The organism is Arthrobacter sp. 131MFCol6.1 (assembly GCF_000374925.1).
In the GTDB taxonomy this organism is placed as follows: Bacteria; Actinomycetota; Actinomycetes; order Actinomycetales; family Micrococcaceae; genus Arthrobacter.
Genome location: NZ_KB895541.1, coordinates 365,139 through 390,596 on the forward strand (window position 1 = coordinate 365,139; position 25,458 = coordinate 390,596).

General features: G+C 64.8%; 19 protein-coding genes. 10 read left to right on the forward strand and 9 right to left on the reverse strand.

What is annotated here, in order from left to right; translation table 11 throughout:
- Positions 1 to 119: 119 nt before the first annotated feature.
- The 4 genes from C566_RS0101810 (at position 120) to C566_RS0101825 (ending at position 4,010) form a co-directional block, all read left to right on the forward strand.
- Positions 120 to 383: a hypothetical protein gene (locus C566_RS0101810; RefSeq protein ID WP_018772613.1), complete on the forward strand. Its 264-nt coding sequence runs from the start codon at positions 120 to 122 to the stop codon at positions 381 to 383.
- 169 nt (positions 384 to 552) lie between these two features.
- The gene (locus C566_RS0101815; RefSeq protein ID WP_018772614.1) at positions 553 to 1,704 is read left to right on the forward strand and encodes an AI-2E family transporter; all 1,152 of its coding nucleotides are present in this window, start codon (positions 553 to 555) and stop codon (positions 1,702 to 1,704) included.
- Positions 1,705 to 1,724: 20 nt separating this feature from the next.
- On the forward strand, positions 1,725 to 2,441 hold the full coding sequence (locus C566_RS0101820) for a potassium channel family protein (protein ID WP_018772615.1): 717 nt from the start codon (positions 1,725 to 1,727) through the stop codon (positions 2,439 to 2,441).
- Positions 2,442 to 2,573: 132 nt separating this feature from the next.
- The gene (locus C566_RS0101825) at positions 2,574 to 4,010 is read left to right on the forward strand and encodes a DUF2252 domain-containing protein (protein WP_018772616.1); all 1,437 of its coding nucleotides are present in this window, start codon (positions 2,574 to 2,576) and stop codon (positions 4,008 to 4,010) included.
- Positions 4,011 to 4,348: 338 nt separating this feature from the next.
- On the opposite strand, the gene C566_RS0101830 is transcribed toward C566_RS0101825, so the two are convergent.
- The 6 genes from C566_RS0101830 to C566_RS20530 form a co-directional block, all read right to left on the reverse strand.
- Positions 4,349 to 5,755, reverse strand: a complete 1,407-nt coding sequence (locus C566_RS0101830; protein ID WP_018772617.1) for an FAD-binding oxidoreductase — start codon at positions 5,753 to 5,755, stop codon at positions 4,349 to 4,351.
- Between the two features lie 75 nt (positions 5,756 to 5,830).
- Positions 5,831 to 9,097, reverse strand: a complete 3,267-nt coding sequence (locus C566_RS21950) for a BTAD domain-containing putative transcriptional regulator (protein WP_018772618.1) — start codon at positions 9,095 to 9,097, stop codon at positions 5,831 to 5,833.
- A gap of 197 nt (positions 9,098 to 9,294) precedes the next feature.
- Complete coding sequence (locus C566_RS0101840; RefSeq protein WP_018772619.1) at positions 9,295 to 9,744, reverse strand: DUF1003 domain-containing protein; 450 nt, start codon at positions 9,742 to 9,744, stop codon at positions 9,295 to 9,297.
- 131 nt (positions 9,745 to 9,875) lie between these two features.
- Positions 9,876 to 11,513 (reverse strand): amidohydrolase, encoded by a 1,638-nt coding sequence (locus C566_RS0101845; protein WP_018772620.1) that lies wholly within the window; start codon positions 11,511 to 11,513, stop codon positions 9,876 to 9,878.
- Between the two features lie 197 nt (positions 11,514 to 11,710).
- Positions 11,711 to 12,622, reverse strand: coding sequence for a carbon-nitrogen hydrolase family protein (locus tag C566_RS20525; RefSeq protein WP_043465668.1), 912 nt, complete (start codon positions 12,620 to 12,622; stop codon positions 11,711 to 11,713).
- The gene (locus C566_RS20530; protein ID WP_051082209.1) at positions 12,623 to 14,173 is read right to left on the reverse strand and encodes an APC family permease; all 1,551 of its coding nucleotides are present in this window, start codon (positions 14,171 to 14,173) and stop codon (positions 12,623 to 12,625) included.
- Between the two features lie 110 nt (positions 14,174 to 14,283).
- On the opposite strand from C566_RS20530, the gene C566_RS0101860 reads away from it, so the two are divergent.
- Positions 14,284 to 14,928 carry a TetR/AcrR family transcriptional regulator gene (locus C566_RS0101860; RefSeq protein WP_018772623.1) on the forward strand — a complete coding sequence of 215 codons (645 nt, stop codon included), beginning with the start codon at positions 14,284 to 14,286 and terminating at the stop codon, positions 14,926 to 14,928.
- 107 nt (positions 14,929 to 15,035) lie between these two features.
- Here C566_RS0101860 and C566_RS0101865 read toward each other — a convergent pair whose 3' ends face one another.
- Positions 15,036 to 16,409: an aspartate aminotransferase family protein gene (locus C566_RS0101865; RefSeq protein WP_018772624.1), complete on the reverse strand. Its 1,374-nt coding sequence runs from the start codon at positions 16,407 to 16,409 to the stop codon at positions 15,036 to 15,038.
- A 28-nt stretch (positions 16,410 to 16,437) separates the two neighbouring features.
- The gene (locus tag C566_RS0101870; protein WP_018772625.1) at positions 16,438 to 17,925 is read right to left on the reverse strand and encodes a CoA-acylating methylmalonate-semialdehyde dehydrogenase; all 1,488 of its coding nucleotides are present in this window, start codon (positions 17,923 to 17,925) and stop codon (positions 16,438 to 16,440) included.
- A 131-nt stretch (positions 17,926 to 18,056) separates the two neighbouring features.
- Between C566_RS0101870 and C566_RS0101875 the strand changes: the two genes are divergently transcribed.
- The gene (locus C566_RS0101875; RefSeq protein ID WP_026266279.1) at positions 18,057 to 19,718 is read left to right on the forward strand and encodes a PucR family transcriptional regulator; all 1,662 of its coding nucleotides are present in this window, start codon (positions 18,057 to 18,059) and stop codon (positions 19,716 to 19,718) included.
- Positions 19,719 to 19,992: 274 nt separating this feature from the next.
- On the opposite strand, the gene C566_RS0101880 is transcribed toward C566_RS0101875, so the two are convergent.
- A complete protein-coding gene (locus tag C566_RS0101880; protein ID WP_018772627.1) occupies positions 19,993 to 21,018 on the reverse strand; it encodes a LacI family DNA-binding transcriptional regulator in 1,026 nt (341 codons plus the stop codon).
- A 288-nt stretch (positions 21,019 to 21,306) separates the two neighbouring features.
- On the opposite strand from C566_RS0101880, the gene C566_RS20535 reads away from it, so the two are divergent.
- The 4 genes from C566_RS20535 (at position 21,307) to C566_RS0101900 (ending at position 25,450) form a co-directional block, all read left to right on the forward strand.
- Entirely contained in the window at positions 21,307 to 22,326 is a 1,020-nt protein-coding gene (locus C566_RS20535; protein WP_043465894.1) for an asparaginase, read from the forward strand.
- A 91-nt stretch (positions 22,327 to 22,417) separates the two neighbouring features.
- Positions 22,418 to 23,305 carry a polysaccharide deacetylase family protein gene (locus C566_RS0101890; protein WP_018772629.1) on the forward strand — a complete coding sequence of 296 codons (888 nt, stop codon included), beginning with the start codon at positions 22,418 to 22,420 and terminating at the stop codon, positions 23,303 to 23,305.
- Positions 23,305 to 24,693: an MFS transporter gene (locus C566_RS0101895; protein WP_018772630.1), complete on the forward strand. Its 1,389-nt coding sequence runs from the start codon at positions 23,305 to 23,307 to the stop codon at positions 24,691 to 24,693. Before C566_RS0101890 ends, C566_RS0101895 begins: the two co-directional genes overlap by 1 nt.
- Positions 24,683 to 25,450 carry an SDR family NAD(P)-dependent oxidoreductase gene (locus C566_RS0101900; RefSeq protein WP_018772631.1) on the forward strand — a complete coding sequence of 256 codons (768 nt, stop codon included), beginning with the start codon at positions 24,683 to 24,685 and terminating at the stop codon, positions 25,448 to 25,450. Before C566_RS0101895 ends, C566_RS0101900 begins: the two co-directional genes overlap by 11 nt.
- Positions 25,451 to 25,458: the final 8 nt, after the last annotated feature.

The window sequence follows — 25,458 nt, forward strand, 5'->3', positions numbered from 1 at the left end:
GCGTGAATGCCGCGCCTGTGCGACAGAATCATAAGTCTCCGAACGGATGGCGCTCAGACCTTCAGTTTTCACATGGCAAGGAGCCTCTTGCGTCGGCCATTACCGACTGGAGGCTCACCATGTCAGATCGCAATTACACCTTGTTCGTGGCGTCGTACGCCGACGCGGGCTTGGCGGCAGAGGATTTCAAGGCTATCAAGGCTATCAAGGCCGTGAACGAGGACAACGAGAACTGGTACGCCGTCGTCGCCTATGTCATTACCATCCTGATCAGTCTCATTGACCCTAAGGTGGCAATCGCACTCTACTTCGCCATTGCGGTATTCCTCTTCGTGCCGTTCCAGGCCGTCGCACGCGCGGTCACGGGGAAACGACCAAGCTAAGGACCGGCCTGCGGCAGGAGGCCGGATCCGATGACCCGTCGGGGCCCGGCCGCCCATCGCAGCGTCTGTCCTCAGTACGGTTCAGCGCACGCCACTCATACGCTCGGGGGTCCTTCGCCTCTGTCGGGCGACCCACGCCCGGTCGTAGCGTTCCTCCCATGTGGAGGCAATGATGTTTTCCCGCCGCGCGGCTGCGACCCTCCCGGCACCCGAGGACACGACCAGCCCCGGGTCGACGGCACCTGAGGGCACGACCAGCCCCAGGTCGACGGCACCCGAGCTGCACATCCGCGCGTTCCGTGTCGGATTCGTCGGCGCACTCGGTGTACTTTTGGCACTTTTTCTCGGCGTCATCGTCGGGCAGCTCAGCACCGTCATCCTCTATGTTGCCCTCGCCATCTTCCTGGCGCTGGGCCTTGACCCCGTGGTCAGTTGGCTTCAACGGCGCGGGATGCCCCGCTGGACGGCGATTCTCATCGTCTTCGCCGTCGTGATCGGAGTCTTTGTCGCGCTCATCGCGGTGATCGTGCCGATTGTCGTCGGGCAGGTCACCACCACGATTAACAACTGGCCGGAAATCGTCAGAGACTTCAAGAACAGCGACTTTGTGGCCTGGGTCGGGTCATTCAGCGGCTCGAGCTGGGTCGAGGACACCGCCGCCACGATCGGCAGTTGGCTCGGGAACCCGAACAACATCGGCGTACTGACCGGCGGTCTCTTCGCGGTCGGCGCGGGCATCGCTGGGGGCCTCACCGGCGCCACCATCGTTCTGATCCTCACGCTGTACTTCCTGATTTCGCTCGAGTCGATGGAGCGCTACGCCGCCCGGTTCGTGCCGGCCAGCTCGCGGGCCGGTTTCATCGACGTGGGCCAGGACATCACCGGAGCAGTCGGCCGGTACGTGATCGGCCAGCTCACTCTGGGTGCGGTGAACGGCGTTCTGAGCCTGATCTACCTGACCATCATCGGCGCCCCCGCCCCGATCCTGCTGGCCTTCATTGCGTTCCTCTGCTCGCTCGTGCCGCTCGTCGGAACCCTGACTGGTGCAGTCATCATCTCGCTCGTATGCTTGGCCGCGTCTCCCGCGACCGGCGTAGCGGCAGCGATCTACTACCTGATCTACATGCAGGTCGAGTCGTACGTGATCAGCCCGCGCATCATGAACAAGGCAGTAGCGGTGCCCGGCGCGCTCGTCGTGATCGCCGCGGTCGCTGGAGGAACCCTCGGCGGCGTGCTCGGCGCCCTCGTCGCCATCCCCATCGCCGCGTCCCTCATCATCATCGTGCACAAGGTGGTCTTCCCCAGACAGGATGCCGCGTAGCGGCGTCCCGCAATCCGGCCATGACACAAGAAACCTGGCAGAAGCATTCGCAGAGGCCCCTCATCGTTGCGGCCTTTGTCTTCCTGGCGGCCTATTCCATCCTGGTCATTGCACAACCGCCCGAGCCTTCCGCCGATGCGCTGACGTTTGTCATCTGGTTGACCTGGGCAGCCTTCGGCATCGACTACATCGTGAAACTAATGCTGGCCCCGCGGCGGCGCCGGTGGTTCCTCCGCCACCCCATGGACCTGCTTATTGTGGTCATTCCCGCGGCGCGGCCGTTGCTGCTCCTGCGGCCCTTGAGGCTGCGCAAGGTGATGGACCGGGCCCCGGGCACTGCCATCAGGGCGCGCGTCATGGCCTACGTCGTCGCCTCCGCCGTCCTTCTCCTTTACACCGTGGCCCTGAGCGTACTCAGTTTCGAACGGGGCGCTCCGGGCGCGAATATCACCTCGATGGGTGACTCCCTGTGGTGGGCGGTGGTCACCATCACCACGGTCGGTTACGGCGACCTGTACCCCGTCACAGTTCCCGGCCGGCTGGCTGCGTCCGCGTTGATGATCGGCGGGTTTGTCGTCCTGGGCATGGTCACCGCGGTCCTGTCTTCCTGGGTGATTGAGAGTGTGACCGCCGCAACCAGCTCACGGACCAAAGCACCCCATGACCGGCCAGCCCACAGCCTGAACGAAACCGACAATATGCACACACCAGGCAAGCCACGCACGGACCGGCGTTAGCGGAATCAACAACCCCGTGAGCTGATCCTCCAGCAGCGCTTTGAATCACCGCAGGTTCGCACGCACAGCAGGAACTGACCCAGGCAAGCAGTGCCAATGGCGGTTCCTGCCCGAACAGGAAGGTCGCCGATCATGGCCGAAACCAAAATCAAACACCCAAGCGTCGAGGAACGAGCTGCGAAGGGCAAAGACCGCCGGGAAAAAACGCCCGTCTCCAGCCACACCGGCTGGGCCCCTGCTCCCGACCGCCCTGACCCGGTCGCGCTGCTCGAAGAACAGAACCTCACCCGCGAACAAGACCTGGTACCGGTGCGTCACGGCCGGATGCTGGTCTCACCCTTCACGTTCTACCGGGGTGCAGCCAAGATCATGGCCACCGACCTGAAAGACACCCCCAGAGCCGGCCTGAAAGCCCAGCTGTGCGGCGACGCCCACCTCTCCAACTTCGGCGTCTTCGCCTCACCCGAGCGGAACCTGCTCTTCGACCTCAACGACTTCGACGAGACGCTCCCCGGACCCTTCGAGTACGACGTCAAACGCATGGCCGCGAGCTTCACCATCGCGGCCCGCAACAACGAGTTCACCAAGGCCGAGGCGCACGACGTGACCCTCAGCGCGGTCAGGGCCTACCGCGAAGCCATGAAGGATTTTTCCCGGATGGGAACGATGGACATCTGGTACGCGCACCTGTCCGAGCAAGAGCTGATGTCGGCGATCGAGACGGCCGCGAGCAGCGAGATAGGGAAGGCACAGAAAAAGGCGGTGGAACGGGTCGAGAAGCGCACCAAGAAGTCCGCACTGAAGGCACACACCCGCGACAGCCTGCAGGCACTCTCCAAGCTCGGCGAGCTCGTGGACGGACAGTACCGTATCGTCAGCCAGCCACCCATCGTCATCCCCGTCCGGGAACTGGCAGCTACGTACGGGATGTCTGGCGACGAGGTTGAGAAAACTGTTCGTGAACAGCTCCGGGCCTACCGGGCCACACTTCCCGACGACCGGCGTCTCCTGCTCGAGCGCTTCGAAGTCATCGACGTCGCCCGCAAGGTCGTGGGCGTCGGCAGCGTCGGCACCCGGGCATTCATCGCCCTGCTCCAGGGACGCGATCAAGAGGATCCGCTGTTCCTCCAGGTCAAGGAGGCCACCAGGTCCGTGCTCGAAGACCACCTTCCCAAGAGCAAATTCAAACAGCCCGGCGAACGCGTCGTGCGCGGGCAGCGGATGATGCAGGCCGCGAGCGACATCTTCCTCGGATGGACCAAAGGCGCCCAGGACAACCGGTACCTGTACTGGCGCCAACTGCGTGACATGAAGGGCTCAGCCGTTATCGAAGAAATGAAACCGTTCGACATGACCTCGTATGCCCGCGTCTGCGGATGGACCCTCGCCCGCGCCCATGCCCGGTCCGGGGACCCGATCGCAATCGGAGCGTACCTGGGCAAGAGTGACAAGTTCGATCACTCGATCACCGACTTCTCCGAACGCTATGCCGACCAGAACGAACACGACTACCAGGCCTTTTCCGACGCGGTTCGATCTGGCCGGCTGGAAGCCATTGCCGGCGTTTAGGCCGACGGTACGGCCACCTCCAACCCGACACCACGCCAGTGGCTCGCTCCTGCCTGCCTCCCACGAGACGGGCAGGAAGACCCCGGAACCCAGGGATCTTCCTGCCCCAGCTCACGCAACTTCAGGTTAGGGGCTTGCTGTGCCGCGGGCCCATCCGCGGTGTCGATGGAGGTGAAATTGGCACCATCGATGATTGAGAAATTGAGCGGTAACAAGAACGCGGCAACTGAACGGCGTTGCCGGTCAGTTGCCGCGTTACTCGTGGTGCCTCTGGCGCGGGCTGTGAGGTTGCTTCCCGGTCCTCGGTTGATCATCCACTTCTCACGCAGGCTGTGCTGTCACACCGTGGGGGCGATGTTCTGGTTCAACCGGAATAGATTGGTGGGGTCGTATTCGTTCTTCAGTTCCACGAGCCGCCGGTATGTATCCGCCGGGTACGACGCCCGGACGAGCGTCGTATTCGCTTCACCTGTGAAATTGACGTAGGCCGCCGCATCCGGACCGAGCGCGGACGTCACGCCCCGGGCCCATTCGACGACGTCCGCGAAGCCTTCCGCCGTCGGCGTGCGCGCAATAACATTGACGATGAATTCCTGATCGCGGACTGCGAAGGCCGTTGCTTCGGCAGGAACCCGGCCGACCGCGCCGCCAAGGTGGTGCACGTGAATCTCCGTCATGGCGTTGGGCGATGCTGCAAACGAGTCCAGCAGCACGCGCACGGACGCGTCGTCGGCGGCGCGCAGAAATGCCGAGCGGAAATAGTTGTGCACGCCCCGCGGGTACAGCGGATCGAGCGCCTGCTGCCATCCCGCGTACGGGTGGGCGGCGAACACATCGGCGATGACCGTGCCCAAAGACCGGAAGGGCGCGGTGGCGGCCTCGCCGGCATCCAGATCGCCGGTCCAACACCCTCCCACAGCGATGACCGGCTTGCCGTGCACCGATTCTGGCAGGAACGGGACCGGCGGCGCCGTGGTCATGTTGACCAGCGTGGTCAGCTCATCGGGGGCCGCCGCGCAGGCCGCTCGATAGCCGCGCAACACCTGCTCCGCCTCTTCTCCGGGGTAGAAGACCAGGCCGGAAAGGACGGTGGGGCCCACTTCGTGCAATTGATAGTCGAAGGACGTCACCACACCGAAATTGCCGCCGCCGCCGCGCAGTCCCCAGAACAAATCGGGGTGCTCGTCGGCACTGGCGTGAATAAACTGCCCGTCAGCAGTGACGACGTCGGCGCCGACCAGGTTGTCGCTGGCCAGCCCGTGCTTGCGCACGAGCCAGCCGATGCCGCCGCCTGTGGTGAAGCCGGCGACGCCGGTCGAGGACACCAGGCCACCGGTCACCGCAAGCCCGAATTGCTGGGTCTCCGCATCCAGGTCCTTCCAGGTACACCCTGACTGTGCCGCCACGCGGCGGCGGGCAGGGTCCACCTGGACCCCCTTCATCAGCGAAAGGTCCAGCACGATACCGTCGTCGACGGTGGAAAACCCGGGGATCGAATGTCCACCGCCGCGAACCGACAACGGCAGCCCCTCGCTGCGCGCGAGATCGACCGTGCGGATCACATCTGCCACACCCGCACAGCGTGCGATGAGCGCCGGGCGGCGGTCGTGGGCCCCGTTCCAGATGCTGCGTTCGTGGTCGTAGTCCGCGTCCCCTGGCCTGACGACCGTGCCGCGCAGCCCGGCGGCGAACTCGGCGATGGTGGCCTCGCCGATGCGGGTCGGCCTAGTCTGCGTCGTTGTCACGATGCGTTCCTCCTGATTGCTGTTTGTTTGTCAGATCCATTTGTCGGATCCAGGAATAACGCTAGAGAACCGTCCTCAACGGGCACTCAACGCCGTCTCAACATCATCATCCGAGTCCCGCCTACGCAGTGCGGCCAGCCGCTGACCGGCGATGAGGCATCTCGTTCGGTCGAAAATCGCCCCAGCCCTGTCGATTTCGCGGGCCGCCCGGTGCGGGTCGCCGAGCTCGTTGGATAGCTCTGCCACCATCAACCGTTGCCAGCCGGTGTGTCGCCGCCATGGGGCGACCTTTTCCGCTGCCTGCCTGTACATTTCCCGGGCTGCCCGGACCTCCCCGGAGATCAGTTCGGCGGCACCGAGAATGGTCAGCGTGGCGCCCATCCCCACCTGATCTCCCGCGGACTCGAACCCCGAAAGGCAACGCCGAGCGTCTGTCAGGCCACGGTTGATATCACCACCCATGGCGCGGAGCAGGGCGATATTAATCTCGGACAGCAGCTCGCCGCGTCGGTCGCCGAGGCCAAGCCGAAGCTCCCGCGCCAGGGACAGGGCCTCATGGGCCGCGCTGTGATCGCCACAGTCGCGCAGAATGCAGCCAAGTTGGTGAAGTGTTTGCGCCCTAGCCAGGTCATCTCCTAACTCGGCGAAATGTTCGGCTGCATCCGTGATGACGGATATCGCAGACTGCGTGTCTCTCGAAAGCCTGGCCGCGTAGCCGATCGCGGACAGCACGTAGCCTTTGGCTTGGATGACGCCAACCCGTCGGCCCAACAGCAGGGTCTCCTCGACGCAGGGGACCAACCGGCCGGCGATCGGGATCAGTTGCAGGCTGGGCGTGATCACCGGCAGGAATGGTGGAGTGCTGGTCTCAGACTGTGCGAGTTCGCTCAGGCAGGTGTTTAGGTGACGGGCGGCGAGTGGTCCGTCCTCCCGGGACAAGGCGCATTGGCCGAGCAGCCAACTGCTGGCAGCGCAATGTTCGGGTCGGCCAGCTTCGACTGCCTCGGTGTGCACGTCGGCTGCCAGCTGTTCAGCCTCGTCCAAGTCGAAAGTGCTCCAGGCGAGCGAGGTCTCAATGAGCCGGGCCATTACCACCTCGTCGGGGTTGCCGATCTCCCGCATAATGGCCAGGGCCTCCGCGCCGAGCGCCCGATGCCGATCGCCGCGGCCCTGCCGGCTGTCCAGCCCGGTCAGGCCGATCAGAGCAGCCGCGCGTGACCGGGTCGCGTCGGGCGCCACCGCCAAGGCACGCTCGACCCAACGTGCTCCCTCGACCGCGTGACCGCGGACGAACCAGAACCGCCACAGGCTGGCCGCGAGTCGGAGCGCGGTCTCGGGCTCGCGGGCGCACGACCAGCGCAACGCTGCGCGCAGGTTGTCGTGCTCGCGGTCGAGCAACTTCGGCTGTTCGATGACCACCCCGGTGGCCCGTTCGGGATTGTGGGATTCGGCGAGGGCAAGGAAGTAGGCGCAATGCGCAGCCGCCAGTTGAGCCGCCTCACCTGCATGATCGAGATTCTCCTGGCCAAACTGGCGGACCGTCTCCAATTGCCGGTATCGGGTCCCGGCGCCCGTCCTTTCGGTGACCACCAAAGACTTGTCCACCAGCTTGGCCAACAGGTCGAGCAGTTCGATCTGCTGGAGGGGCGCGTCAGCGCAGACTGCTACCACGGCGTCGAGGGTGAAACCACCCGCGAACACAGACAGCCGGCGCAGCAGAACCTGCTCCGGTTTGGTGAGCAGTTCGTGGCTCCATTCCAAGGTGCCACGCAGCGTCTGGTGCCGCGTGACGCCACTGGTTCCCCCGCCGAGCATGGACAAAGCATCGCCCAATCCCTGGACGATCTCGGCGGGTTCGAGTACGGCCGCCCTGGCCGCGGCCAATTCCAGGGCCAGCGGCATCCCGTCGAGCCGTCGGCACAACTCTGTCACCCCCTGCGCGTTGTCGGCGTCGAGCGCGAAACCCGGCCGGACCTGCGCTGCCCGCTCAACGAAAAGCCGGACAGAGGGCAGACGGCCCAGCACGGCCAGGTCGAGAGCGTCGGTCCGCAGGGGCGAGGGCAAGGGCAATGACGGCACCCGGTAGGTGTACTCCCCGTCGGCATGGAGTGGCTCCCGGCTGGTGGCCAGCACTTTAACCCCGGGGGATCCGTCAAGTAGCGCGACGACGAGTTGCGCACAGGCCGCCAGCAAGTGTTCGCAGTTGTCCAGCACGAGGAGCAGCGAGCGTCGCCGCAGTTGGTCCACCAGCGCTTGCACGCGGCTTGGTGCCGCGCCGGAATCCAACCCGAGGACCTCGGCTACGGCATCGGCCACCAGCAGCGATTCCCCGACGGCCGCGAGGTCGACGAACCAGACTCCGTCCACGTACTCAGGACGAACTGTCTTCGCGGCCTCCAATGCCAGTCTGGTCTTGCCGCTGCCGCCAGCCCCGGTGAGGGTGAGCAGGCGGGCATGGCCCATCAGCCGCTCGACGTCAACGAGCTCACGCTCGCGCCCGATGAAGCTTGTCAACGGGGATGGCAGATAACCGATGGCATCGTCTTTGCCGGTCACGCCGGCGGGCTGGTGGAGGCGTTCCTCGGGCGGCGAGCCGGTCAACAACTCGCGAAACAGTGCCATCGTGCGGGTGTCCGGGTCGGTCCCGAACGCGTCGAGGAGTTCGTCGACCAGCCGCTCATATCGTGCCAATGCTTCCGACCGCCGGCCCATCCCAGCCAGCAACACCATCTGCGCGCGCACGGCTCCCTCGTGGACGGGATCGGATTCGAGCGCATGGGTGAGGATGACCAACGCTTCCTCCGGCGCGCGCTGCGCCACCGTCGACGCCAGTTTCACCAGTACCTCGCGATGGATTTCCCGGAGCTCATCGCGGCGTGTCGTCAGCCAGTCCGCATCCGGCAGCTCCGGCAGAAGATCACCACTGTACAAGTCGGCCGCATCGCGCAGGCTTGCCTCGTCACCTGCAGCCAACGCTGCCACGGCCGAACGCTCGAACTGCAGGACATCGACATCGACCGGGCCAGTGTCATCCAGCACGACCACTTCACCGCGGATGGCGAGCAGTCCGTCGCTGCCGGCTCCAGCGCTGGCGAGCGCACGGCGGGCGACGTACAGGGTCTGATGCAGATTCCGTGCGGCGGCCACCGGCTCCATGTCAGGCCACAAGCGGTCCAGTACCTGCTCGCGACGGCCACGCTGACCACGCGCCAGCGCCAGCATTGCCACCACGGCCTTTGCTTTCTGCAGCCGCCAGTGGCTGTTCTCGACGGCGTTCCCGTTGACGTACACGATGAACGAGCCGAGAAGCTGGACGCGCAACCCGCTTTGGGTAGGCTTCATGGTTCTTCAGTATCCGCTCGCCATCCGGCGTTGTCGAACAACGAAATTTCCCGCACGCGCGCTGCCTTGGCGCACTCTGTGAGCGCCCCATCACTAGCAAGCAAACCACCGGAACCACAGCAGCCAATCGCCCCCGTCCGGCTCGATTCCGCAGTTTGGGTCGACTGTAGTGACACAACCTGGGAGAGTTTGTCTCCCTACAAGGCCGGGCGGGCGCTAGTTTTAAGGCTGCTTTCGTTTGGTCCGTGTTGTGTGAGTTGCTGAAGTTCGCGGAGAATCTCCAACTGCTGGCGGTTAATGTCCATCAGGAGATCGATCTCTTCCTTGGACTTCAGGTTCGTAGTGTAGTCGTGCTGGGCCATGGCCCCCGCGATGGCATCCTGGCGTTTGGCGGCGATGAGCAGAATTGCTCCTTGCAGACCGGCCAGCATGGACAGAAAGAGGTTAAGAAGGATGTAGGGGTACGGATCCCAGGCATGGGTCGCCAGCGCCCAGGTGTTTATGGCGGCCCAGACCAGCATGAAGGCGATGAAACCTCCCACGAAAGGCCAGCTCCCCATCCCGTTTCGCATGAGGTCCGCGGCCTGCTGCCCGCGGGTGAGGGAAGCCTTGTGCTTGTCGTGCCAGGTGTTCGGTTCTCCGGTCATCCTCCACCCTAACCAGACCCGGCGGCTGGGACCTGCTTCTCCGTTAGTCTGCGCCATGAGTCCTAACCCTCCGGTGCCGTCGGATCTCTCCGGCGGCACTGAGCTCACCGAACGCGAAGGCCGACGTCGGCCTATTCCTGGCGGCTGAAGACAGTTTCTCCGTCCACCCAGGTCGATTCGATCGGGAGGTCAATGAGCTCGTCGGCTGAAACCAGAAGGGGATCGTCGGCCCATATCGCGAGGTCCGCCTTGTTCCCGGGCCGGATTCTTCCCTGGTCGTGGTCTCCTTGGGCTTCGGCGGCCCAAACCGAGAAGCCCTTGAGCGCTTCGAGCGCCGTCAACCTTTGTGAAGGTTCGAAGACATGCGCATCGGTCCGGCCCGGGATGCGGCGCAGGCGTGCCCATGCCATGCCGATACGCGCGTCGTACTGAGCCACCGGCCAATCCGAGCCCAGCGCAACCGGAGCACCCGAATCGATGACGTCACGGATCCTCCAGGCCCGTTTCGATCGCTCGGCGCCCAAGCGGCCGGACCAAGAATCGGATCCGTCCGCCTTTCGCCACTGCATGTGCAGGGGCTGCATCGACGCGGTTATTCCGGCCGTGGAAAGACGTGCGAGATCCTTGTCCGCAATGCATTCCAGGTGTTCAATGCGGTGCGGGGCTCCCCGCCGGGATCGAACGCCTGCCGAGACGTATGCGTCGATCGCAGCACCGATGGCTCGATCACCGATAGCGTGTGTCGCGATTTGAAATCCTGCGTCGCTATAGTTTTTGACGGTTGCAGCATAGTCGGCCGGATCGGGCCAGAATGATTTCACTCCGCCGCCCATCGTGTCCGGTTCATAGAGCCAGCCGGTTCCCGTATCGATTACACCGTCGAGTAAGAGCTTGACGAGCCCGCCGCGCCAGCGCCGGCCCCGTCGGTCCTTCGACAAGACGTAAGACCGTGCTTCTTCAGCAGTCAGGCCGGGCCGATGCTCGAGTGCGGAAACCAGCCTGACGGGCAAGCCCGATCCGGTGCTGTCTATGTTGTCGATGAAATCGAGCGAAGCAAGGTCACCATCCATGATCGTTCCTGAGGTGATGCCGGTTCTCGACAAGCAGGAGATCAGCTCCCTTGCCCTCTCAACGGCCTGCGCTGCAGAAAGAGCCGGCGCGGTGGATCCAACCAAGTCGTAGGCAGTGGACTCCCGCAACTCCCCGGTGGGGTTGCCGGAATCGTCAACAACTATCTCGGAATTGTCGCAAAACCGGCGCCCACCTGTGATGCCGCTCAGTCTCAGAGCTTTCCTGCTCGCCAGTGCGGTATGAAGATCAAACAGGAGAATGTACGCCGGCAGGCCGTAGACCGACTCTTCAATCAGGTCAGCGGATATTCGTCTGCCTTCAAAGATGCCGTAGTCAAGGTTCCATCCCCGGACCCACCCCGCCGGATTCTCTGCAAGAACCCTGGCTGCTTCGGTGCGCAGGACGGCGAGGAAACCGTCGAACGTTGACACTGGGCCGAAATCGACACCGACCGTGATTTCCGAACCTTGGATGGGGTGAATGTGTCCGTCGATGAGTCCCGGCGTGATGGTTTGGCCCTTGGCATCGTGCACTCGGGTTCGTGGACCGCGGTGCTCGCCAAGAAGGTGGTTGCCGCCAGCGGCGAGGATCCTGCCGTTCGCGATGACGATGGTGCTGGCGGATGGTTGTTTTGGATCCAGGGTGTGCACCCCGGCATTAACGATGACAGTGTCCGCGGATTTGAGGTTATTGGGCATCAGACTTCCCGTGATCTTGAATGTGGGGCACGCGCCAAGACTTTCGGCGGCAAGGGTCGGAGGGCTTCACAGCGGCCGACAGCTGGCGGGTGCGGATGAGATCGTGCTGTCGATGGTCATTTCTGGCAACGAGTGCGTACCTCCGGGGCCGGAGGTACGCACTCGTTGTGGTGGGGTGCGGCCGTGGAAGGAAGCGGTCAGGCCCTTGAAGTGCTGAGCTGGTTCACGCGTGAATCCTCCGGGTCCGGGGTGCTCCACGCCGGGGGTTGGAAGTGTGCGCCGCCGTACATCGGGTAACGGAGGATTCCTTCCTGGTCGTGGAGTTGAGCCCAGGGCCGGTTGATGCCGTGGGTTCCGTAGCGGCGGACCTGGGTGACCCGGTCGAGGTCCAGGACGCCGAAAAGGATTTCCTCGCCTCCTCTGGCCTGCTGCATGATGGTGCCCTCCGGGTCCACGATGACGCTGTCTCCGACTGCTGATGGGTCGGCGCCGTTGACGTTGACGATGTACACCTGGTTTGCGAAGGCGTTGGCCCGTGACATCACGATTTCCATTTCCCTGTCCCGGGTCGTGGTGAGGGTCGGCTGGATGATGACTTCCGCTCCGAGCCATGCCAGTTGCCGGGCGACCTCGGGAAAGCTTCCATCGAAGCAGATGGCGAGGCCTACACGTCCCCGGCCGGGGATGTCGAAGGTCACGAACGAGTCGCCCGGCGTCGTTGTTTCGAACGGGCGCCAAGGAAAGAGCTTCCGGTACCGGGCCACGATCTCGCCGTCGGGGGAAACAGCGATTGCCGTGTTGTAGGTGTTGCCGCCGTCGGTTTCCAGCAGGGAGCCGGGCACGAGCCAGACCCCCAGGTGGCGGGCCAGGTCCGCGATCCGGTCGGTGAGCGCGCTGGGGATGGGGCCGGCGGAGCGGGTTTCGCCCTCAGGGTCAGGGATCAGGAATTCCCCGGGTGCTGCGAGCAGAAGTTCTGGTGCAACGATGATGTCGACCTCAGGACCGAGCTCTTTGGCGGTTTCGGCCTGGGCAGCGAAGCGTTCCCAGGTTGCTTCGACGTCGTAGGGCACGGGTTTCGTTTGGATTGCTGCAATTGATAGGACGCGCATTTATGCCTCGGTTTCGCTGCTCAGGATGGATTGCAGTTCGTTGCGGGTGGAGAAAGTTCCCTGGGGGATCGTTTGCCCGGCGAAGTAGGGCCGGAGTCTGGGGCGGATGATAGCGATGACCAGGACGCCCAGGGCGAGGGCACCGATGCCGATCCAGAACACGGTTCCGATACCGAGCAAGGAGAGCCCGGCATAGTCGGGGGACAACATGTCGACGGCGCTGTACGCAAACGCTCCCGTCATCAGGAGGGCGCCCAGGCCAGGGAGGATGCCCTTGATGACCAGGGCAGAGGTGGAGGTGCGCATTTGGGGAGCGAAATAAACGACACAGGCCAGCGCCGTCGCGGCATAGTAGGCGGCGATCATCAGGCCGACTGAAAGAATAGCCAAGCCGATGAAGTCGGCGCTGATCGCTGTCAGAACTACTGTCACGGCAATGCTCAGGAGCGCCCACCAAACGATTGACGTGGTGGGTGTCCCTCTGGAGGGGTGCATCTTCGTGGTGGCAGCGGGCAGTGCGCCGTAAGTTCCCATGCTGAGCCAGGACCGGGGGTTGCTGATCGCAACGGTCATCAGCGCCGCCAGTGCCGAGATGCCGACGGCGAGGATGATGACCTGCCCGAAGAGGCCACCGGTGGCCTGGGGGCCAAGCACGGACAGCACGTCCGAGACGGTTGCAGGATCCGTGATGCCGGCGGTTCCGGCAAATCCGACGGCGGCCGTCGCGGTCGCGACGTAGAAGAACAGAAGGATCACGGTGGTGATGACCACGGCCCGCCCTGGTGTTCCCTTGCGGTCGGTCGTTTCCTCATTGACCGCTATCAGCGCGTCCCAGCCCCAGTAGATGAACAGGCACAGGATGACGCCGTGGACCAGGCCGGAGAGATCGCCGGAGGCAAAGGGGTTGAACCAGTCCAGCCGTGGCTGCTCGGCACCCTCCGCCGCGGTCCCGGCGGCCATGGCGGTAAAGGCCCCGATGCAGAAACCGCCCAGAGCGACCAGCTGCAAGGCGATCAATGCGTATTGAAGCCACGCGGAGAGTTCGATTCCGCGGGCCGCCACGACGCCGCTCAGGGCGATCAGCCCGCACGCGATGGCCGCGACGATGACCGGTTGGGAGGCGGCCCAGCCGAGCCCCAAAAAGGTCAGAAGATACGTCGTGGCAACCTGCGCCAGGGCCGCGCTGGAGATGAAGGTGGCTATTTGGGGGACCCAGCCACCGAAGAACCAGCCCGACCACGGGCCGAAGACTCGGGAGATCCACACGAAAACCCCGCCGCAGTCCGGCATTTCCCGATTGAGGTCCCGGAATGCGAAGGCCGTAAACAGGATAGGCACGAACCCCAGCAGGAACGCCGCGGGTGTGCTCGACCCGACCGCCAGGACAACGAAGCCCAAGGTCACCGCCAAGCTGTACGCCGGGGCCACCGCGGCGAGACCCAATGCTACCGTTGGGCCGATGCCGATCGAGCCGGCCTTCAGTCCCTTGCTCGGAGCGGCAGCCGGAAGGGTGGGGGGTGTAACGGTGGGGGGTGGAAGGGGATGTGACACGGAGACTCCTCATTGAATCAAAGTTATTTGAATCACATTCAAATTTGAATACCATTCAATACGGGTCTAGACTCGCTGTCAATAGGCATCGGGCCGGGGGAGGAGTGGCAATGGCGGACCTCAGCAAGAGGGAAGTGCGCCGGAGGGCGATTGCGGCGGCGGCACAGGCCGTCGCCGCCCGTGACGGTGCGGAAGCCGCGACGCTGCGGGCGATTGCGGCGGAGGCAGGCATGGCCCCAAACGCCGTGCTGTACTACTACGGAAGCCTTGCCGAAATCACCGCAGCAGCCGTCGAAGCCTCGTCCGCCAGATTCCTCGCACGGCTGGCGGAGGCAGCGGACCCCGCCATGAGCCCGACGGTCCGGCTCGCCGCAGTCATCAGCGCGGGCACCACGGCAGGACTGGAGGACGACACTTTCCGGATTCTTTACGAGTACTGGACCCATTCGATCAGGGACGCGGAGCACCGACGGATCCAAGCGGAACTCATCCGCACCCAGCAAGCGACGTACGAACAAATCATTGCCGACGGAATCCAGGCCGGTGAGTTCTTTCCCGTCCTGGAACCGGCGAAGATCGCGCGGACGCTGGTGGCCCAGGAAGACGGCCTGGTCATGGATGTACTGGCCGGCACCGCCAGCAGTGAGGACGTGCTTGACCTGGTCGCCAGTCTCGCCTCGGCCCTTCTGGGCCTCGGCCACGACACGCTCGTCGACCACATCGGAAGTCTCGCCTTCTCCCGTTCCGGCCAATAGCGGCTGGATCGGGTCGGCAGTTGACGTCCATCACCGAAGGCAGCGCCGGCATCACCTGTGGGCGCTCACGTGCAAGCTCCTGTCCGGCGCGAATGTCTCCGGAATCATCAGGTGGCGAACCCGTCCGCGATGTCCAGCACGGTGTCCAGGATGGCCAGGCCTGTCTGGGTGTCTTCCACGCTGGTGTTGCAGGGCGGGACGACATGGATGCGGTTGAAGTTCGCGAACGGCAGCAGTCCGCGGGATTTGCAGGCCGCCACGAGCTGGTTCATTTCCGGGCTCGAGGCGCCGTACGGCGCGAGGGGCTCGCGGGTCTGCCGGTCCTTGACGAGTTCGATGGCCCAGAACACGCCCGTGCCGCGGACTTCCCCGACCGAGGCGTGGGTTTCGGCGAATCCGCGGAGGGCCGGGCCGATCACCGTCTCGCCGAGGGCTGCCGCGTGTTGGACGATCTGTTCGTTCTCCATCGCGTTAATGGTGGCCACGGCGGCAGCCGCCGCGAGCGGGTGGCCCGAGTAGGTCAGGCCGCCCGGGTAAACGCGCGTGCCGAACGTGGCGGCGATCTCCGGACTGATCGCCACGCCGCCCATCGGAACATAGCCGGAATTCACGCCCTTGGCGAAGGTCAGCAAGTCAGGGACGACGTCGAAGTGCTCGACGGCGAACCAGGCCCCGGTGCGGCCGAAGCCGGACATGACTTCGTCGGCGATGAAGACGATGCCGTGCCGTGTGCAGAGCTCCCGTACGCCCTGCAAGTATCCAGGAGGTGGCAGGTAGATCCCGGCTGTGCCCGGGACGCCTTCCAGGATGAGGGCGGCGATGGTTGAAGGCCCCTCGAAGCTAATCAGCTGTTCCAGGTGTTCCAAGGCGCGCTGGCTTTCCTCCTCCTCGGTGCTGGAGTGGAAGGCGGTGCGGTACAAGTACGGCGGGAAGAAGTGCACGGTCCCGCTGCTGGCGGTGTCGCTGGCCCAGCGGCGGGGGTCACCCGTGACGTTGATGGCCAGCTGAGTGCCGCCGTGGTACGAGCGGTAGGCGGAGAGCACCTTGTGGCGGCCCGTGTGCAGCCGGGCCATCCGGATCGCGTGCTCATTGGCGTCGGCGCCGCCGTTGGTGAAGAAGATCTTGTCCAGTTCGCCGGGGGTGCGACCGGCAATCAGACGGGCGGCTTCGGAGCGCGCGTCATTGACGTAACTCGGGGCGATCGTGCACAGTTTCGTGGCCTGGGCGGCGATCGCGGATACGACGGCGGGGTGCTGGTGGCCGATATTGGTGTTGACCAGCTGCGAGGAGAAGTCCAGGTACTTGTTGCCGTCGCCGTCCCAGACGTGGGATCCCTCGGCCGCGGAAATGACCATGGGGTCGATGAGGTCCTGGGCGGACCAGGAATGGAAGACGTGCTTGCGGTCCAGTTCGTAGGCGCAGCGTGCGGCGTCGGCAGTGTCCTGGAACGGTCGGATGCCGCTGTCGATTGTGGAGGTCATGGCAGTTGCCTTTCTCTTGACGTTCCGGTCACGCGTTCTGCGGGAAGCCGAGGTTGATGCCGCCGTGGCTCGGGTCCAGCCAGCGGGACGTGACGGCCTTGCCGCGGGTGAAGAATCCGACGCCTTCGGTGCCGTGGGCGTGGGTGTCGCCGAAGAGCGAGTTCTTCCAGCCGCCGAAGGAGTAGTAGGCCATTGGGACCGGCACCGGAACGTTGATGCCCACCATGCCGACCTCCACCTCGTTCTCGAAGCGGCGGGCCGCACCGCCGTCGTTCGTGAAGATCGCGGTGCCGTTGCCGTACGGGTTGGAATTGATCGTCTCGAGGGCCTGGTCGTAGCTGTCGACGCGGACCACGGAGAGGACCGGGCCGAAGATCTCATCGGTGTAGATGGACATGTCGGTGGTGACGTTGTCGAAGAGGGTCGGCCCGACGAAGAAGCCCTCACCTTCGGCGTCGGCGGCGATGGTGCGGCCGTCGACGACGAGCGTGGCGCCGGCCGCTTCGCCGGCGTCGATGTAACCGGCCACCTTGTCCCGGTGCTGGGCCGTGACGAGCGGGCCCATGTCACAGCCGCGCAGGCCGTCACCGGTGCGGATCGAGGTTGCTCGGCCGGCAATCTTGCGGACCAGTTCGTCCGCGATGTCGCCCACCGCGAGCAGCGCGGAGATGGCCATGCAGCGTTCGCCGGCGGAGCCAAAGCCTGCGTTGATGGCGGCGTCGGCGGCGAGGTCGAGATCGGCGTCGGGCAGGACGATCATGTGGTTCTTGGCGCCGCCGAGGGCCTGGACGCGCTTGCCGTTGGCGTTGGCGGTCTCGTAGACGTACTTGGCGATCGGTGTGGATCCCACGAAGGACACGGCCTTGATGTCCGGGTGGGTCAGCAGTGCATCGACGGCCACCTTGTCGCCGTGCAGGACGTTGAAGATGCCGTCCGGCAGCCCGGCTTCCTTCCACAGTTCGGCCATCCAGTTGGCGGCGGTCGGGTCCTTTTCGCTCGGCTTGATGACCACGGTGTTGCCCGCGGCAATGGCCAGGGGGAAGAACCACATCGGAACCATGGCCGGGAAATTGAACGGGCTGATGATGGCGACCGGGCCCAGGGCCTGGCGGACGGAATGGACGTCCACGTTGGTGGAGGCGTTCGCCGTGAAGCTGCCCTTGATCAGGTGCGGGATGCCGCAGGCAAATTCCACGACCTCCTGGCCGCGGGTGACCTCGCCCAGGGCATCGTCCAGGACCTTACCGTGCTCTGATGTGATGATGGCCGCGAGTTCGTCCTTGCGGGTGTTCAGCAGCTCGCGGAATGCGAAAAGGATCTGGGTGCGGCGGGCGAGCGAGGTGTCGCGCCAGGCCGGGAAGGCGGCCTTGGCCGCGGCAACGGCGGCATTGCTTTCAGCGACGCTGGCGAGCACAACCTGTCCGGTCACCTTTCCGGTGGCGGGGTTCGTGACGGGGGCTGTGCGGTCCCCGGCGGGGACGTGGGTGCCGTTGATCCAGTGCTTGATCGTGTTCAAGGATTCTCCTCAGTGCTGTTTGATGTGTGGCGGCATTCGGTGCCGTGCTGTGCGTCCAGTCTGTCCGCGGCCGCGTAACCCCGTAAGGGGCAGTGTGTAAAGAATTGCGCTCCTGGGATTACACTCTGTAAATGCTCCCTACGGTCCGTGCCATCCTTGACCTTCCCGTTCTGCGTGATGCGGACCCGAGGGTGCTCGGTGGTTTAGCCGGTTTGGACGCGCCGGTGCGCTGGGTGCATGTCAGCGAGCTGCTCGACGTCGGCGGGCTGCTCTCCGGCGGGGAACTGGTGCTGACCACGGGCCTTGAGCTGGAAAAGGAACCCGGCCTCACGGCGTCGTTCATCAGATCCCTGGAGGGGGCCGCAGCCGCCGGGCTGATCGTCGAACTTATCGGAAACAGGGAACGCAGCATGGCCGCGCTGCGGGCCGCGGCCAGGCGGGCCTCACTTCCGGTGATTGTCCTCGAGCGGCGCGTGCGGTTCGTCCAGGTCACGGAAGTAGTGCACCGGATGATCGTGGCGGAGCAGCTCGAACGCGTGGAGCGCGCCAGAGATGTCCATGAGGCCTTCACCGTGCTGAGCCTGGAAAGCGCGGGGAGCCAGCAGGTGGTGGAGCAGGCGGCGATGATGATCGACGCCCCCGTGGTCTTGGAGGACCTCTCCCATCTGGTCCTCAGCTATTCCGCCCGGCAGCTGGACACGGCAGAACTCTTGGAAGACTGGGAGCCGCGGTCCCGAACCACGCCGTCGCCGGCCTCGACGGCTCGGACCGGGCCGGAGGAGTGGCTTCAGACGCCGGTGGGCGTGCGGGGGCAGCTGTGGGGTCGGCTGATTGTGCCGGTGCCGCTCGACGACGACGAGACGGCCGCAATGGTCCTGGAGCGCGCGGCACAGACCCTGGCCATTAACCGCCTCGCGGAACGGGACCGGCTCGAACTGAGCCAGCGGGCCCAGGCAGGTCTGTTCAACGCGCTGCGCCAGCCCCGCGGACTGAGCGACGCCGAAGCCCTTGCCCGCGCCGGATCTCTGGGGCTGAAGCGGTCACCGCTGTACGTGCCTGTCGTGTTCCGGACCACCCCGGCCCCGCAGGCTGCCGCGCACGGCGCAACGCTTCCGCCGGGCGATCCGCTCGCCGGCCAGCAGGAGGAGCGGGAGCTGCTGGAACTCTTGGCCCGGACACTCAAAACAAGCTCCGGCACCGCCTTGACGGCCAGCATCCGATCGGGTTCGGTCGGCATGATCCTGGGACTGCCGGCACACCGGCTCCAGGAGGCGGTGCTCCAGCACCTCGCCCGGGTCGTTGCCGAACACACCGGTCCTTCCGGGGATGCGGGAGCCTGGGCGGCGCCGCGCTGGACCATCGGCGTCGGACGCCCCACCAGTTCCCTGCTCGACGCCGCAGCGGGCATCGACGAAGCGGCCCACGTCGCCGAGACGGCGGCGACCCTGCGCGACGGCGGAAAGTCCTTCTACCGAGCCACGGATGTCCGGCTCCGGGGACTCCTGGCCCTGCTTCGCCACGACCCGCGTGTGCAGCAATTCGTCGAATCGGAACTGGCATCCCTCCTCACGGCTGAAGCCCAAGGCCAGGTAGGCCAGCTGGAACTGCTCGGGAAGTATCTGGAATCCGGCGGCAACAAGGCGGCGATGGCCCGCAGCGGCTACCTGAGCCGTCCTACGCTCTACGCTCGGCTGGCCAAACTGGAGGAACTGCTGGCGGTGGATCTCGACGACGCCGAATCCAGGACATCCCTACACGTCGCACTCTTGTTGCACCGGCTGCGGGGGCTCTAACAGCGGAATCTCCGTCCCAGGCAGATGGCACAAGCCGCCCTCCGCCGTGAGGACGGCCGTGCAACACGCCTTGACGAAAATGTAGGCGTCGGTGAGCTGTGAGTGGAGCACGACACATGCACTGTCATCGGCCGGCTCTTTAGCGGTTGAAGGCGCTAGTGGACCTAGTTGGGTCCCTCTGACGGTTGTCGCGGCTCTTGCCTGCCGCCGCGGTGGCCTGTGAAGTTGTGTGGGTGGCCGAGATAAACGACTGGGGTTGTCATCTTGCGTTGCCTTAGGCGCTGCTTTCCCGAACGCACAAGGTTGGTTCCAGCCTGACCGGTTCGACGTGTTCGCCGTCCAGAACATGCTTGAGGAGCTGCACCGCCGTCCTCCCGATGTCGAGCATGGGCGAGTGGACCGAGGACAGCTGAATAGGAAGCTCCGCGGCCAGGGAGGTGTCATTGAAACCAACCACCGCGACGTCGTCGCCGACGCTAAGTCCGTGGGATCGTAAGGCGCCCATGGCGCCGATGGCCGCGAAGTCATTGACGGCGAAAAGTGCAGTCGGACGGGGTTTGCAGTGGGTCAGGATCGACTCGGCCGCTTCCCGTCCGCCAGCGGTATCGAACCGGGACCAGACCACGGCCTTACGGGGGATTTTTCCGCCGAGCGAACGCCAGCGGTCCACGAAGCCGGCCGTCCGGTCAACGGCTGTGCTGGCGTAGGGCTCGCCGGCGATCACGGCGACGTTCCGGTGCCCCTTGCTCCACAGGTGGTCGGCCACGAGCTCGCCGCCAAGGAGGTCGTCGCAAGTGGCGGACGGGTAGCCCGGGACGCGGCGGTTCACGAGCACGAACGGCACCTTACGGGCAGTCAACTCCTGCAACAGGCCACCGTCCAGATGTGCGTCGCCGATGATCAGTCCGTCCACGCGCCGGGCCAGCATGATGTCGGTCTTGCGCCGTTGTTCCTCCGGGTCGTCGCGGGAGTTCATGACGAACGTGGAATAGCCGAGTTCTGCCGCGGCCTCGTCGATGCCCTCGTACATGATCGCCAGGACAAGGTCCGAAAGCCGGGGCACAATCACGCCCATGAGGCGGGTGCGCCGCGTCCGCAGTCCGGCGGCCTGAGGGTCGGGGGAGTAGCCCCGATTCCGCGCCAGCTCACGTACGCGTTCGGCCGTGGCCAGGGAGGCTGCCCCTCTTGCCACCTCGGAGCCCGAGTGCAGGATCCTGGACACAGTCGACGGGTGGATGCCGAGCTCGTTCGCCAGATCCTTCAGCGTAACCGTGCGGTCCCCAGCTCTGGATTCTTCCATTCGTTCCCCTGCCTCAGCTCAAAAAGACGTCATCACCAAGACTGCCCGATAACCTGCGCAAGTCTGATCAGGGAGCCCTTGACGTGCCGCACCTCACATTCTATAGTCATTTCATCGCCAACCCAATCGATTGGGTTGCCGGGATCCCGGCGCCAATCGGCGAAGTGTTTACACCCTCGAAACACCCGGAAGCATCTTCAGGAAACATCGCAAAGATAATTTTTAACCTACAACCCAATCGATTGGGTAAGCATCTTTCGCAGCAGATGCAGGACAAGCGGAGTGGAAATGACTGTCACAAAATTGGATGGCCCCCATGTGGTGCTGTTGGCCACGGGAGGAACAATATCCTCCCGTGCGTCGGAGACCGGGGGAGCCGCCGTGGCCTCGGACACGGGAGAGGACGTGTTCGCCAGCATGGGGGTGCCGGCCGCGCATCCGGTCCGCGTGGTCGATGTCTTTCGGAAGGGTTCGTACTTGCTAACGGTGGAGGACATGATCGCCATCTGCGCCAGGATCCGGCTCGCTCTGGCTGACCCCCAGGTTTTGGGGGTCGTGGTCACCCATGGCACGGACACGATGGAGGAGACAGCCTATCTGGTGGACCTCACCCACGATGATCTCCGCCCCGTCGTGTTCACCGGAGCACAGCAGGCGGCCGATTCCCCGGCGCCGGACGGTCCCGGCAATCTGTACCGGGCGATCGCCGTCGCCGGGTCCCCGCAGTCGCGGGGGAGGGGCGTGTTGTTGGAGTTTGCCGGAACCATCTTCCCTGTGACCGGGGTCCGGAAAAGCCACACAACGCGGCTCGATGCTTTTGCCAACCCGGATTTCGGCACTGCGGGTTCGGTGTCCGAGTCCGGCGAGGTCATGATGCAGGCGGCACGCCCCGGAATGGCCCCGTTGCCCTTGCCGGACGTCGCCGCCGGTTCGCCTCGCGTGGACCTTATTGCCTCTTACCCGGGAGCCGACTCCACTCTCCTGCGGGCTTCCCTGGAGGCCGGGGCGGCAGGGATTGTGCTCCAGGGCACGGGGACGGGCAACGCCAACCGCGCGCTGTGCCGTGAGGTCGCCGACGCTACCGCGGCCGGCGTCGTGGTTGTGACGAGCACCCGCGTGGAAGCCGGCGCCGTCGTGCCCCGGTACGGCGACGGCGGCGGAGACGACCTGCGGGTTGCCGGTGCCATACCCTCCGGGCTGCTCAGGCCATCCCAATCGCTGGTCCTTCTCAGTCTGCTGCTCAGACTTGACACCCCCACTGCGCGGATAGCGGAAACTTTCGCCCGCCGGGGCGCGCCCCCTGACTAGTCCCGCCCCGGAACCAGAACTTCATCAGCAGAACCATCAACAAACCTCAGCAAGAAAACCTCTACAAGATACGCAGTGAAAGGTTGATCTCATGACTAAGGACATCCAAGTCGCGTTCGGCGTCGACGTGGACGCAGTTGCCGGAATGCTCGGCTCCTACGGGGGCGAGGACTCGCCCTGTGATATCTCCCGGGGCTTGTTCAGCGGCGAGGTCGGCGGCCCGCGCCTCATCCGCCTGTTCGAGAAGTACAGTCTGCCCTCCACCTGGTTCGTGCCGGGCCATTCGATCGAGACCTTCCCGGACCTGACCCGGATGATCGTCGACGCCGGGCACGAAATCGGCGTGCACGGGTACTCGCACGAAAACCCCATCGCCATGACCCGCGAACAGGAGACCGCCATCCTGGACCGCTCGATCGAACTCATCGAGAAGGTCTCCGGCCGACGGCCCACGGGCTACGTTGCTCCCTGGTGGGAATTTTCCCCGGTCACCAACGAGATCCTGCTCGAACGCGGGATCAAATACGACCACTCTCTGATGCACAAGGATTTCGAACCCTACTACGTCCGGGTCGGCGACAGCTGGAAGAAGATCGACTACACCAAGGCCGCCGAAACCTGGATGGAGCCGCTGGTCAGGGGCACCGAAACCGACCTTGTCGAGATCCCCGCCAACTGGTACCTGGACGACCTCCCTCCCATGATGTTCATCAAGGCGGCCCCGAACTCCCACGGATTCGTCAGCCCCCGGGACATTGAACAAATGTGGCGCGATCAGTTCGACTGGGTGTACCGGGAAATGGACCAGGCCGTCTTCACCATGACCATCCACCCGGACGTCTCGGGCCGCCCCCAGGTGCTCCTCATGCTTGAGCGCCTCATCGAACACATCAACTCCCACGAAGGCGTCAGCTGGCTGACGTTTGACCAGATCGCGGACTCCTTCCTCGCCCGCAGCCCCCGAAAGGATAACCAGTAATGACCATCCAGCAGCCCGCCGTCGATCTGACGCAACCCGGACCGGACGAAAAACGCCGGTTCCCGGTTTTCTCCAAGCACCACACAACCGTCGCCACCGTCTTGGCGCTATGTGCCTGGACCGTCGCCGTATTCGACTTCGGACTTTTCGGCACCCTCCTGCCGGCCATGCAGCAGGAATTCGGCTGGACCGCCACCGAGGCCTACGCAATCAACACCTGGATCGCCGTCGGCACCGCGATCGTCTGCTTCGGAATCGGCCCCGTCATTGACCGGCTCGGCCGCCGCAAGGGCATGATGACGACTGTCGGCGGAACCGCCATTGTCTCCGGCCTGACAGCCCTGATCCCGACCGGAATCCCGTTCCTCAGCAACGGCCTGTTGATTCTGGTTCGTTCCTTCGGTGGGCTCGGATTCTCCGAGCAGGCCGTCAACGCGACCTACATGAACGAGGTCTACCAGGTCACCGAAGTCGCGGATAAGCGCAAGCGCCCCGGCTTCCACTACTCCTTCATCCAGGGCGGCTGGCCGCTGGGCTTCCTGCTCGCCAGCGCCCTCGCCCTCGTCTTCCTTCCGTCCCTTGGCTGGCGCGCCCTGTACCTGATGGCGACCGTTCCGGCAGCAATCATCGTGTGGCTCATTGCCAAGAAGCTGAAGGAAACGCCGCAGTTCGAACTGCACCAAAAGCTGACCCAACTTGAGAAGCACGGCAAGCCCGAGGAAGCCCACGCCCTGGCCCATGCATTCGGGGTCGAGCACTCCTCCGCGGCCCCACTCAAGCGCATCTGGGAGCCGCACCTGCGCCGGAACACGATCGTCTTCTCGCTGGCCTGGATCTTCAACTTCTTCGGCATCCTGATCTTCAGCATTCTCGGCAGCTCCGTCCTGAAGAACGCCAAGGGTGTGGAACTTTCCGATGCCTTCTGGATGCTGATCATCATCAACATGCTGGCGTACTTCGGCTACGTCTTCCACGGGTGGCTCGGCGACAAGATCGGCCGGAAGCGGACCATCATCGGCGGCTGGATTCTTTCCGGCATTTCGTTCTCCATCATGCTCAGCCCCATCGCCACCAGCCCCTTCATGATCATCGCAACCTACGGTGCCGGACTGTTCTTCCTGGTCGGGCCGTACGCCGCGATCCAGTACTTCATGGCCGAGTGCTACCCCGTCAGCTGCCGTGCCACCGGCACAGCCTTTATCGGCGCGATGAGCCAGCCCGGCACCATTCTCGGCGGGTTCCTGTTCACGCTTGCGGCCGCCAGCATGGGGACCGGCGCTGCCGCCCTGTGGGTCGGCGCGGCCGGGACGCTGTTCTCCGGCCTCCTGATGATCGCCGCGAAGCCGCCGGCCGAGGCCCTGCTTGAGGACCACCCCCATGACGTCTGAGAACAGGGTGGCCGTGATCACGGGAGCGGCCAGCGGCATTGGACGGGCACTCGCGGTCCACTACGCCCACCGCGGGGTGCATTCGGTGATTGGCACCTTTCCCGGCGACCCGCACGATCCGGAGGAAACCCTTCGGCTGGTGAAAGCCGCCGGCGGCCAGGGAGTCATCCACGAAGTGGACGTCCGCAGTACCCCGTCCGTCGATGCCCTCGCCGAACGCGCCGTCCAGGAGTACGGCCGCCTGGACTACGCGGTGGCCAACGCCGGAATCCTGCGGAACTCACCGCTGGAGGAGATGACCGATCAGCGCTGGCACGACATGCTCGACGTCGACCTCACCGGAGTCATGCGGACCCTGCGCGCTGGTTCCGCGAGGATGACCGACGGCGGAGCGATGGTTGCCGTGTCCTCCATTGCCGGGGGAGTCTACGGGTGGGAGGAGCATGCCCACTACGCAGCCGCCAAGGCAGGCATCCTCGGGCTGATCCGCAGTGCTGCCGCCGAGTTGGGGCCGCGCGGCATCCGCGCCAACGCCGTGATCCCCGGACTGATCGAAACTCCCCAATCCCTGGATCCGGTGAACTCCCTCGGGCCCGAGGGCCTGCAGCGCGCCGGTGGGGAAATCCCCTGGGGCCGCGTCGGACGGGCTGAGGAGGTGGCCAGCGTGATCGGCTTCCTGACCTCCGATGATGCCGTCTACGTCACGGGGCAGTCCCTGATCGTCGACGGCGGTCTCACCATCAAGATGCGCGCCTGACTGGTCCC